This is a genomic window from Sphingobacterium tabacisoli, assembly GCF_017908035.1.
GTDB lineage: Bacteria > Bacteroidota > Bacteroidia > Sphingobacteriales > Sphingobacteriaceae > Sphingobacterium > Sphingobacterium tabacisoli.
Genome location: NZ_JAEQMU010000002.1, coordinates 565784 through 578276 on the forward strand (window position 1 = coordinate 565784; position 12493 = coordinate 578276).

The window sequence follows — 12493 nt, forward strand, 5'->3', positions numbered from 1 at the left end:
CCCCAATGAGTACTTACAAAGAATTGTTATTTGATAGATCATTCGTCAATGGAAAGTGGACAAATCAGGGAACGGGAAAATTTGACGTTAAAAATCCGTTTGATTTATCCGTTATCGGGCAGGTTCATGACGAAGATAGAACCTTTGTCGGCAAAGCCATTGACGTGGCTCATGCAGCTTTCAGGTCCTGGAAATCGAAATCAGCCAAAGAGCGGAGCGCGATTCTGCTAAAATGGTTTGACCTTATTCATCAGCACAAAGATGAGTTGGCTCAGATCATGACCCTAGAAAGTGGTAAACCCTTGGCTGAAAGCAAAGGCGAAATAGATTATGGCGCAGCTTATATCCAATGGTTCGCCGAAGAAGCCAAACGGAATTATGGAGATGTCATCCCCGGATTTACAGCGGACAAACGGATTATCACACTCAAAGAACCCGTCGGTGTCGTGGGCGCCATTACACCCTGGAATTTTCCGTTAGCCATGATCACCCGTAAAATTGCCCCGGCTCTTGCTGTAGGCTGTACGGTCGTGGTCCGTCCGAGCGAGGAGACTCCATTTACGGCACTTGCCATAAACTATCTCGCGGATCTGGCTGGGTTTCCTAAAGGGGTGTATAACACCGTAGTGGGGACAGATCCTTCCGAAATGGGAAAAGAGCTTTGTGAGAATAAAAAGGTAGCTAAAATATCCTTTACAGGCTCTACAAAAGTGGGAAAGATCCTGATGTCGCAAAGCGCAAATACACTCAAAAAATTGAGTTTGGAACTCGGAGGAAATGCTCCGCTTATTGTTTTTGATGACGCAGATGTTGATCTGGCAATAAAAGGAGCTTTGGGTGGAAAATTCCGGTTCGGCGGACAGACCTGTGTTTGTGTTAATCGGATTTTGGTGCAGGAAGGAATTCACGATTTGTTTGTCGAAAAATTTACGGCTGCCGTTAAGAAGATGAAACTCGGAAGCGGATTGGACACCGATGTAAACATCGGTCCACTTATCAATCAAAGAGCTATCCGACGGATGGAAGAGATGACAGAAGATGCGATCGCCAAGGGAGGCAAAGTTTTAACAGGGGGGAAGGCCGTAGCACCTCAGTTTTTTGAACCTACTATCATCATTGATGCCAATGAATCTATGGAGTTTGCTCAAAATGAAATCTTTGGGCCTATTGCGCCGATATTCAAATTCAAAACCGAGCAGGATGCCATACGAATGGCCAATGATACGGTTTACGGATTGGCGAGTTACTTTTTTACGAACGATTTAAATCGAAGCTGGCGCGTTCGTGAACAGTTGGAATACGGTATTGTCGGGATTAATGAAGGACTGATTTCCTCCGAAGTTGTTCCTTTTGGAGGAGTCAAAGAATCCGGACAGGGCCGTGAAGGTTCTAAATACGGTTTGGACAGTTATGTAGATATCAAGTACGTCTGTATTGGCGGTGTGCTATAGTTGCTGGATTTCATAGGTGTTATATAGAAAAGGAGGGCTAATAGTCCTCCTTTTATTCTGTTTCGTATTGCTAATTCAAAAGCGCCTGTAGCTTTTCATATAAAGCCTCAGCGCGTAAGCCCCTCGCTATAATTTTTCCCTCTGCATCCACTAGAAAACTATCGGGTACTCCTGAAATACCATAAAGTTTGGCTATAGGTTCATCCCAATATTGTAAACTAGATGCATGATACCAGGACATATTGTCCTGAACAATTGCTTTTTTCCAGGCTGCTTCTGATTTGTCTAGAGAAATGCTCAAAATGTTGAATCCTTTTTGATGAAATGCCTGGTAAGCTTTGACGATGTTCGGATTTTCTTTACGACAAGGTAAACACCAGCTTGCCCAAAAGTCAATGAGAGTATATTTTCCATTGCCAACGACATTCATTAGACTGATGTCATTTCTTGACGTATCTTTAGATGAAAAATTAGGAATAATTACACCTATACTTGTCCGTTTTGCAGTGATTAGCTTACTTTCGATTTCTTTTGCCAGCGTGGTTTTTTGAAGTGATGAAGTTAGTCCTTTCAATAATGGAGAAACAAAGTCGTAATCTATAGCTCCCCCCATAAACTCATTAAGCGTGATAAGAGACAGGAATGAGCTCGGATGTTGTTCAATAAAGTTTTTCTTGACCGCAATCATTGTGTCTATCTGAGATCGATAGGAATCATTTAGTTCCTTCATTTGTGCTTCATAGGTGATGTCACCTTTTGATACGCTCGTTGCTTCATTACGTATAGCTATGATTTTTTGTTGGATTGGTGTTGTTTCGTTATGCAATTTAATCCCCTCTTGTGTAATACGGGTACCTTTTATTGTAGCTTTTGCCAATGAGTCGCTGCCATTGAGATAGACTGCTCCTTGGTCAGCATAGAAGCCTATATTGTCTTTGATTTGACCTTGAACTGCAGCAATAGAATATATTGAAATCCGACTTGGTTCTGCCAGTTTTAACTTAAACGTGAATTTTCCGTTAATGACATTAGTTGTGTCCTGTTTAATTTCTTCTTTTTCAGAGTATAGTAATACCACTGGACCTCGGTTCCACTGTGGGAAATGGCCTTTAATGGTAACGTTTTTATATTGCGCCTTTGCAGTGCATCCTAAGAGCAGAAACAGGGCTATTAGTAAGGGGGTATTTATTAGTTTCATGTTTTTTTTATTAATTAGTTAACTGCTCGCCAGTTGATCGTTTTAATCTTCACCAGTCCATTCCATCTTGCATTATTTATCGCTTGTATCTCTATGGTATTGGGATCATTGTTTATTGTAAATCGTCTCAATGTCCCCTTTGTGTTTTGATTGTAAGTTGCTACGTAAAGTGAGTTCGTAACAAAATCTATTTGCGTATCAAATTTCAAAAGTGTAATAGGGTCATTTCCTATTACAGGGAACTCGTATAGTTTTTCGTTGTTCGGATTGTAATCATACGCATATAATTTGTTGCCTACGGAATAGAAAACGACAGTTCGATGTGAAGAAAACGCGTAGTGATCTGCTTTGTCAAAATCAATTGCAATTGATTTAACGTTATATGCATTGCGTTTGGAAGGAGTTGCACCATTTGCATAGAATTTATAGATGAAGCAATTGTTATATCCATCTTTCATAATGGCGAATGAATTCCCTAGAGTAGATCCTCCGTCTGTATTGCGAGAGTTTTCGCCATAGATTAGCTTTCTTCCACTTACTGTTTGATTCCAGGGGAACGGATCATTTTCTCCATCAGGTAGAATATCCGAAGTAAGATTGAACCCCAGAGATGTAAAGTTCATAAAGCGGTCTTTGGTGCTATCATACCATAGAAGAGAATTTAGATTACTAATACTGTAAAATAAGTAAGGTGCCGATTTTATCAACGTACTAAAATTATCTTTATGGCGATTTACAGGGTTTGCATAGAAATCAGGAGCTCCAAATAGAGAGTTGGCATAGATATTACCGGTACTCGTTAACACAGCCCGGTTGTATGCATTACCTATACCTCCTCCAGCATTGATTATTTGAGGTGCTATGATAATCGGAAACTCATTGTTTTTATTGATATTATCCGTAAGATAGAGTAGTTTGCCAAAGGAGTTTGCAGGGTTACCTGCCATATTTACACGGTTTAAGTAGTATGCACCAGTAAGCGTAGAAACCCACATTTTAATGGTCGCCTCGTTACCTCCCGTATGTTGTGCCAGTAGTGGACCATTTAGCTTTGGCAGACCATTGGATTTTAAAATATCATGGACAACAATAGTGTCTCTTACCATTGATATAAAATCCAGTTCAGCGTTTCCTTCCTGGTCTTCCCCCATTAATAAAAGACCCCGAGAATATGCGGTACCTACAGTCAAATTGGCCTTTTTTGTCCAGGTAACTTTTGTCTGTTTATCTTCTATACGGAGTTGGATAGTATAGTTTTTTGGCGGCAGAGCAATAGGGTAGTTCAACTTTTCCTCCCTACCGGCAGTGTCTATTACGGTGGTGCCATCTTTGATTACCCATATATACTGGAGACGGTCAGAGTCAGTTACTTCTTCCGTCATCGTTACTTTGGGTACTATCTGTAGGGTATCAAAAGATGAGATAGCCGAATAATTGTTGGCTATGTCCGTTATTACCAGCTCATTGATCTTTTGATATTCATAATTGCCCAGATCCTTAGAACATGATAACATAGCTCCTACGGACGATAATGCTATAATATATTTATAAATATTCATTTTGTTTCGTTAAATAATAGTACAAAAACTAGGGCTTAGGGACATATGGAACACCGAGATAAGATGTCCATGGGACATTACCAATAAACATTAGACGACCATCGTCTTCTAGGATAGGGGTACCCATATTAAATTGTTCGACCAAATATTGAGCACAGGTGCTCGCTATTAGCCCGGTAAGGATACTGGGCATAGTCTCCGTACTCGAAAAGTCAGTATAGGTCAGGTCCATCAGCTCACACATAAGGTCTATCTTTTTCTGAGAGAAATCACCCCATTGTCCTGATTCTCGATTGCCGGGTTGTTGGACAGATCCCGGCCATACAGCCGGTTTTACCATGAAGTCATTTACCCGTATAGAATGAAGGCTGGCGTCAAAGCTTCTGACCACATTTCCTGAAGTGTTAGAAGGAAGTGCTTGCCAATGAGGAAATGATAGTTGAAAATATTCATTTGCTACCAGTCGAAGTCCTATGGTCTTTTGTTTCTTTTTGAGATCAGACGTTCGTGTTAGTTTTATAGGTACTAGAGTCGATATGCTATGTGCGGGAATTACCACTTCTGTAGGTAATGGTGCAAAGTCTACGCCTACAGATGCGGTCGTAGAATCTGGATTAATCTCAACCCGAAATGGACGGTCATAATCCTTTGTTGGCCCCGTAATCATTACTTTGATATTAACAGTCAGTTCATTTTGGGGAATTTTTATGAATTCGATTGCTGTATAAGGTTGATAAGGCCATGTACGTTCGTTCCCCCAAGAATCACCATGCTGAACGGCAAAATAAATTCCTTCAACACCATCATAATTCATTATTTCTTTTTCGCAGCTCTGTAATAGACCGGTTATAATTAGAGCCAATGCGCTTAGATACTTTTTCATAACTATTTTGTATAAGTTCATTTTGTGCTTATTGTACGGCTTTTGACCGTAGGGACACTTCACTGTCTGGGAGAGGAACCTGATAGTTTACTAGGCTCATGTTTTTGTCTCCCACGAGAGACGCATTATTGGGTATATTTTGAGCACTGTTCCGTTTATAGAAAAAGAAGATCTGTCCTTCTCCCAGAAACTCTCTTCTGTATTCACTTGTAATCAGATTTTTTAGCTCCTGAGGATTGTTAGGAGTTAGGTTATTGATATTTCTGCTATTACGTACTGCGTTAAGAAATTGGGCCGCCTCTTGAATATTTTCTGAGCACTCGGCCGCAATGAGGTACATTTCGCTCATGCGTATCAATGGTATCATATAGCGTCCTGGTGCATCAGTGTGAAGTTTATACTTTTGATTCGTTACTATTTCTTTTCCAGCAACATTGACTGCTTCCCAGACGCGGCGACGGTGGTCGTTCGCATTGTCATACATCGCATTGATACGCGAAAAATCTGAATTGAGACCATTGACTGAAAGGCGACGGAAATCTTCTAGATTAGCAGAAAATGTCATATCGTACATATTACTCCTCAATATCGTATATAAGGAAAATATAACTTCAGTCGAGAATACGCGGTCTGGCTTGTCTGGACTTACGGCTGCGGATAGCGTGACAAATGGAAAGATGGCTTTTCCATCAATTTTTGCATTTTGTATTACAGAGACTGCATTTTTCAAAGCATTAGCTTTGTCTCCTTTCCACAAATTGGTGCGTGCCAAAAGGGACTGCACTGCAAAATAGTTGAAACGATACTGTCTGAAGAGCTGATCATTTGGGGATGTCGGGCTAGCTGATGTTTTAATTCCTTCTTTGAAAATTGAATCATTTTCTTTGAGCAGTTCGAGAGCCAAATTTAGATCTTCTTCTACTTTTATCATCACCTCTTCTGAAGATAACAGAGGCGATATCTCACTTTTTGAAAATGTGACATACGGTATGCATGTTGTTTTCTTGTTACTTTCAGACCAAATGGGACCAAAGAGTCGTAACATATCAAAATGTAGCATGGCCCGAAGTGCTAGGGCCTCACCTCTTACGATTCCATAGTAGGGATTAGGAAGCTTGCTGGTAGGAGCGTTGCCCGATTTTTCAATGATCACATTAAGATTTGCTATTAATTCGTAGGCTTTTTTCCAAGCATTATCAAAACCACTCTTTGTATTGGCCGTGGTGTAGTTGAATACGGCATAATCGTAAAACACATTCGTGCTAGAGGAGATATAATAGTACTGCCCCATAGCGTCGATATTGGCAGTCGTCATAAAACGACCATATAGATTGTTATTTGCTAGTTCTACATAAACCCCATTTAAGGCTTTAAGATAACCTGAGGCATCCTGAAAGAGAACGTCTTCAGATAGACGGTCGCTAGGTTTGACATCGATCCATTTAGAGCAGGAATTCAGAGTTGTCAAACAAAGTAGTAAAAATAGTATATTCTTGAAATTCATACGTATATTCTTGATCAATGGTTAGCGATTAGAAACGTAAACCTAAGGAAAACGATACCGATCGGGCAAATGGATAATCTAAACCTCTTTCATTTTTTATGGATGAAAACCTAAAAATATCGTTCATATATATTTTTGTATCCATAGATGATACTCCTATTTTTTTTAACCAAGCTTTGTCGATGGTTTCGTAGCCAAAGGAAATAGACTCTCCCGCTAGAATGTTGTCATTTTCTACAAAACGTGAGGAAATCGGAGTATAATCTGTTTGGGATATAGCCCTGAATTTAGCAATGTCACCAGGATTTTTCCATCTGTCGTATAGGGCTCTTTTGTCTTGATTGAGCGCTATATTCTGCATAGTTACATTTTCTACCTTATCATAGAGTGTCTGCATGAATGCTTGACCGCCTAAACGGTATCTCAGAAAAATAGAACCCGTAAATCCTTTATAATAGAAGTTTGTTCCGATGACACCATCGAGTTTGGGATCGCTATTACCTACGACTACCTCGTTGTCATAACTGTGTACAAATGTCTGTTGGTCATCTTTAGTAAGGAATATTTCTCTGCCCGTTGCGGGATCTATGCCTAAAGAACGTACAGCCCATAAGTCGGAAGGACTTGCTCCATCGTAGTACCGGATCAAATTACGACTTTTATTATTTTCATTGAACCTATCCAGTGAGTTGCCGATGTTTTTATATTGTGATTTGAGATGACGCATGTTGATATTAACGCGCCAGTAAAAACCTTCTTTACGAATTATTGAATAATCCGCCAAAAGGGTCATTCCTTTGGTCGATAGGCTACCAATGTTTTTGGCAACTCCAGTTGTTCCTGTGGAGGAAGGGAGCCCAACATATACTAACAAGGGATCAGTATCCTTATTAAAGTAATCGAAATTGAAACGAAGCCTATTTCTGAACAGTTCAATGTCGATACCTATATTCCTATCCAGCGTTTTCTGCCATTTAAGTCCGCTGTTACCAAAGTTATTAAGAATCACACTGGATCCAAACGGATTTCGATTATCATTGTTGTAGCGATACACGCGCATTGAAATGTAGTCATTGAAGTTCTGATTACCTGGATTTCCAATAGATCCCCTAATTTTCAGAAGATTAACCCAATCTAAAGAAGAATGTTGCATGAATGGCTCGTTATGTAAATTCCAAGCAAGACCAGTAGACCAGATTACGGTTGACTGTTTATCGGAACCATACACCGATGAAGCATCCGAACGAAGAGTTGCATCTAAGAGATAACGGTCATCGTAAGTGTAGCCCGTGTTCAGAAATGCACTCGCACTACGTCTCTTGGCCTCTAGATAGGTTGGTTTATCCGCATTCTCAAAACCAAAGCTAAATGTAGGATTGGTAAAATCATCATCGACAAAACCTCTTACCTGATAACCGCTACTCAATGTAGTTGCTTGGTTAAATCGCATTCCTGCGACCATGTTGACCATATGTTTTTGATTTAGCAATTTACCATAGGTAAGGCTGATATCCCCGTCATAGTTGGTTTGTTTTCCGTTCGTTTCGCTATAGCGACCTTGTTTCAGTATGTCGGTACCAGCAAACTCAGAATTGAACGGGGATCTGAAAATCTCATTGCGATCAGAAATTTGATTAATACCCACCCTCGTACGGAATCTAAGATCACTGATAACGCGCCAGTCGAACTCGAAATTATTAGTAAACCCCTGAGAAGCAGTTTTGTCAAGATTATTATTGCTCATGTCATACAGCGGGTTGTATATATTGATGTCCTTAAGAGAGAAGGTGCTGATATCGAGATATTGAAAAGATTCCAAAAGCTGATTGATACCACCCAGTTCATTGTATTTTCTATGGTAAGGATTAGCTCTGGCAAATTTGGAAAATGGCACAGTTTCACGGTTGGCAGTAACATGGTCAATACTCAATGAATTGCTGAAGGAGACATTATCTTTTCTATATATTATTCGTACATTGCCATTGGTCACTGCTCTCGAAGAACCTTTCATCACCCCATCCGTATTGCCATAGTTTAAGGATGCTGAGTAACGCAGATTCTGATCGCCACCCTCTGCAAATAGGTTATGCCTATGATACAAGGCTGTCCGGAGAGGCTCATTTGCCCAATAGGTATTTACACCACGTGCTACCTCTTTCATTCGGTTGAAATACTTAGCTTCATTATCCTCACTTAGGATATTACCGTTAGCGTCCAAGGAACCATAGAAAAAGGAGAGGCGTTCATAGTTGAGTTTCTCTTCTGCGTTCATCAGGTTGTAGTCAGTTAGATCAGCAAAACTTACGGAAGAATTTAAATTATAGGTAAGTCGCAATTGTCCTGGTAACGGTCGTTTAGTCTCCACTACAATGACGCCATTTGCTGCCTTTGAACCATATATGGCTGTAGCCGCAGCATCTTTTAGTATCGTGATGCTCTCGATGCGATCCATGCTGAAATCGCTTATCACAGCAATTGAGGACTCAAATCCATCCAGAATAAAGAGCGGTTGGTTGGGGTTGGTCCCAAATTGCTCTGTGAGTCCGACAACGCTACTTTTGCCTCGTATCTCAATATCAGGAAACCGATTAGGATCAGAACCGAAAAGATTATTGTCAACAATAGCAAACGAAGGATCTAGCGTTTTCAAACTTTGTAAAACATTCTGGTTACCAATCATTTTTAACTCCTTAGCTGTATAAGTTGAAGCGGATCCAGAAAAGCTTTCTTTTTTACGCTGATAAATACCGGTGACTATAGCATCTTTAATACTTTCGACTTCACTCTCTAAGGTAATGTCGACCGTATTACTGTTGTGCAACTCGTATTCCAATGTTTTCATACCAATAAATGAAAATATTAGGATAGGCTGTTTTATATCTTGAGGAATAGTAATACTGTAATTACCTTTTTCGTTGGTAAGAATACTGCTTTTTTGCCCTTTTAGACGGACCGTAACACCATTTAATAGTTTTCCGGTATTGGCTTCAAACACACGTCCAGTTACGGTTCGTAGCTGTTGTGTATTATCGTTTTTAATTGAGTTGCTTATCTGATTTGTAGACCGTCTGACAAATGATATCGTCCTGTCCTCTATTTGGTAGTCGATAGGTTGATTGGTAGTTACGATTTTTAAAAAATCAACTAGAGGCATTTTCTTGACATCAATTGTGACATCCGATGCGGATGACAAAATACTCTTGGTGCTGAAGACAGTATAGCCACTTTGTTGTCGGATGGCATCTAATACCGAACTGAAAGGAATCTTATTCCCTTTTAACGTGATTTGTTGGGAATAGCTAGATGCGCTAGCACAAAGCATTCCCAACAACATAAAGAATAGGGTTATTCTCATCACTCGTAATAAGTAATTTTTATTCATTAATTTTACCGTAGTATTTGGTTTGTATAAAATCTACTGTTAACAATCAGGGGGGTATCATTGAGCCAAATGCTTTAGGGAAAGGATGGCGGTCCTTTCCCTTTTTATTGGCCCTCCCGTATCTTAATTTGTTTTTTAGGTTTTCGTCATGTTCATAAGTTTTAGTTTTTTTGGAAAGGTTAGTTAATATATTGTCAATGTCCTTTTATGGATGTCAAGTTGATGTTTGATGTTGTCTGCATCCAAAAGGCGGAGTATTAAAGAAATATTCTGGTTTCTGAAAGCATCTCCAATGAGTTCACTTTGTGGTATTTTACCTTTATATATAATCTCAATATTATACCATCGTCCTATTTCATTCATGATACTCGAGAAATTCTTGTTGTCAAAACTGAACTTTCCAAGCTTCCATGCGAGTTCTTTGTCTGTATTAATAGATGTCTTGTGCAATTGAGTTCCTGTATTTATAGCTTGCTCGTGAGGTTTTAGCAGCACTGCGTTACCATCATTGTTGCCTACTTTTAACGAACCGCTTGCTAAAGTTGTTCTTATTTCCGTTTCGTAACTATTTATATTGAAGCGTGTACCCAATACCTGAACCTGTTGCTGTCGAGTTTTTACAATGAAAGGCTGCTTTACGTTTAATGTAGTTCCATTGGAACTTTTAAGTTTCTGTTCGTTAACTTCAAAGTAAGCTTCACCATCTAGGTACACCGTTCTAGTTTCCCTTTCAAACTGCCCCGGATAGCGCAGCTTGCTATCAGCATTAAGCCAAACCTTAGATCCATCAGGTAAAGTAATTTGATACTGTCCGCCTTTAGGTGTCGTCAATTCAAATAATTCAGTCTTATCAGTATTGATGTTTTGAACCACATTTAATTGACTTTCATCAGCATAATTGATGCTACCTGTTTGAACAATTATACCTGGTTTTGAATTGTCTAATTCTATTTTCTTACCATTGGCTAGGGTCAGGATTGCTTTGTTCCCTCCTGGTTTGATATCATCTTTAATACTTATCTGTTGCTCCGAATCAATAGAGGAGACGTATAATCTGGTATAAAAGTACCCTCCAAAGCTTAGAATGCATAACACTGCTGCCGATACGAGATAGTACCATAGTCTTTTATAAGAATAGTCAGCGCGAGTTTTTTGTTCTAATTTTTTCCATAACTCTTCTTTGTAATACGGATTGAAGGAGTGGTTTATGGTTGTCTTGTTTTCTTCATAAAACAAGATGCTTTCCACGAGGTCCTCTTCTACCTTAGAACAGTGCCCTTCTTCATAGCGCTTGATAAGTTCATTTACTTGTTTCTGTACATTCATAAAAGAGATTAGTCTTCTAGTTCTTTCTTGTTAAGTACGGTAAAGTAATGACTGGGGTGAGAAAAAAAATAAAGAATTATAAAAAATTAAATAGAAGACTGTTAACGTGTTTTCTGACTATTTTTAGTGCGTTCTTAATCTGACTCTTTACCGTCTCCTTCGAAATGTTTAATTTCTGGGCAATCTCCTCATGACTTAATTCTTCAAATCGACTAGCTTCAAACACTTGCCTCATTTTTTTTGGCATTTCACGTAAAGCCTCTTCCAGATTAGATTGTAGTTCTTTTTCGTAAATCTGTTCCTCGATCAGCAAACCCTGCTCTTTCATTTTATCACCTAAACGTTGGATGTACGTAGCGATAACTTTTTGACGATCTACTTTTTTTAGAATTTGATTTAGGGTGGCTCGATATAGGAAAGAGCTAAGCTTAGTCTTTATCTCTATTTTTGCCCTGTTTTGCCAAAGGGCAGTAAATACATCCTGTAATGTGTCTTGTGCTTCATCCGGATTTATTTGGTGGCGCAGAGCAAAGCGCCATAAGATATCCCAGTAGCGGTGATATATTTCAGCATAAGCAGTGCGACTTTGTTGAGTCTTGATAAGGAAAAAGAGCTCCTCGTCATCAAATTCTGATAATGCTATTTGTTTCATCGATTATATAGTTAGTAACCTCTTATTGTCGATTAACGGCTAACAATTGCGGAGGATTGATATGAACTTTTTAAAGTTCATACGACAACAAATATAATAATGTTTTTGAAATGGAATGACCTATAGACTATGGAGCTTATTTTAAGTCAGAATGGATACCAGAGGTTTCCCTAAAACAGATAACTGATTTTTTGCTATTCTCTACCCATCGAAATCAAAATATTGCGATGTTGCATTTTCTATAGAATCATCATAATCAGAACGTAAAATGCGAAATATATGACAAAGGAGAAGAAATAAACCTCTTATTACAGGTGAATAAGGATTTTATCGGTGATTATGAGAGCAATATACAGACTGTTTTACCATCCATCTTTATTTTCCATTGTCGGTTTTCATCGATTTCGTTTTCCACCGGCCCCCGGTCAAATATTGGCCAATGCACCGTGAATCTTGTTTTCTGAAAGTCCGTTGAAATCTTACAAAGTCTGAAAATTTCCTTAATATCCTGCTTTCCGCTGTTTTTTATCTGTATCAT

9 protein-coding genes are annotated in these 12493 nt (G+C 39.1%); 1 reads left to right on the forward strand and 8 read right to left on the reverse strand.

The window, feature by feature from the left end:
- The first annotated feature begins 5 nt into the window (after positions 1-5).
- Positions 6-1451 carry an NAD-dependent succinate-semialdehyde dehydrogenase gene (locus tag JKG64_RS13365; RefSeq protein WP_210354807.1) on the forward strand — a complete coding sequence of 482 codons (1446 nt, stop codon included), beginning with the start codon at positions 6-8 and terminating at the stop codon, positions 1449-1451.
- Between the two features lie 70 nt (positions 1452-1521).
- On the opposite strand, the gene JKG64_RS13370 is transcribed toward JKG64_RS13365, so the two are convergent.
- The 8 genes from JKG64_RS13370 to JKG64_RS13405 all read right to left on the reverse strand — a co-directional run bounded on the left by JKG64_RS13370 (position 1522) and on the right by JKG64_RS13405 (position 12493).
- On the reverse strand, positions 1522-2649 hold the full coding sequence (locus tag JKG64_RS13370) for a TlpA disulfide reductase family protein (RefSeq protein ID WP_210354808.1): 1128 nt from the start codon (positions 2647-2649) through the stop codon (positions 1522-1524).
- A 14-nt stretch (positions 2650-2663) separates the two neighbouring features.
- The gene (locus JKG64_RS13375; RefSeq protein WP_210354809.1) at positions 2664-4208 is read right to left on the reverse strand and encodes a PKD-like family lipoprotein; all 1545 of its coding nucleotides are present in this window, start codon (positions 4206-4208) and stop codon (positions 2664-2666) included.
- Between the two features lie 28 nt (positions 4209-4236).
- Positions 4237-5091, reverse strand: a complete 855-nt coding sequence (locus JKG64_RS13380) for a DUF4843 domain-containing protein (RefSeq protein WP_210354810.1) — start codon at positions 5089-5091, stop codon at positions 4237-4239.
- 28 nt (positions 5092-5119) lie between these two features.
- Positions 5120-6595: a RagB/SusD family nutrient uptake outer membrane protein gene (locus JKG64_RS13385; RefSeq protein WP_210354811.1), complete on the reverse strand. Its 1476-nt coding sequence runs from the start codon at positions 6593-6595 to the stop codon at positions 5120-5122.
- A gap of 28 nt (positions 6596-6623) precedes the next feature.
- Positions 6624-9977, reverse strand: coding sequence for a SusC/RagA family TonB-linked outer membrane protein (locus JKG64_RS13390; protein WP_246512598.1), 3354 nt, complete (start codon positions 9975-9977; stop codon positions 6624-6626).
- A gap of 183 nt (positions 9978-10160) precedes the next feature.
- Entirely contained in the window at positions 10161-11303 is a 1143-nt protein-coding gene (locus JKG64_RS13395; RefSeq protein WP_210354812.1) for a FecR family protein, read from the reverse strand.
- 76 nt (positions 11304-11379) lie between these two features.
- A complete protein-coding gene (locus JKG64_RS13400; RefSeq protein ID WP_210354813.1) occupies positions 11380-11955 on the reverse strand; it encodes an RNA polymerase sigma factor in 576 nt (191 codons plus the stop codon).
- Positions 11956-12292: 337 nt separating this feature from the next.
- Positions 12293-12493: a hypothetical protein gene (locus JKG64_RS13405; RefSeq protein WP_210354814.1), complete on the reverse strand. Its 201-nt coding sequence runs from the start codon at positions 12491-12493 to the stop codon at positions 12293-12295.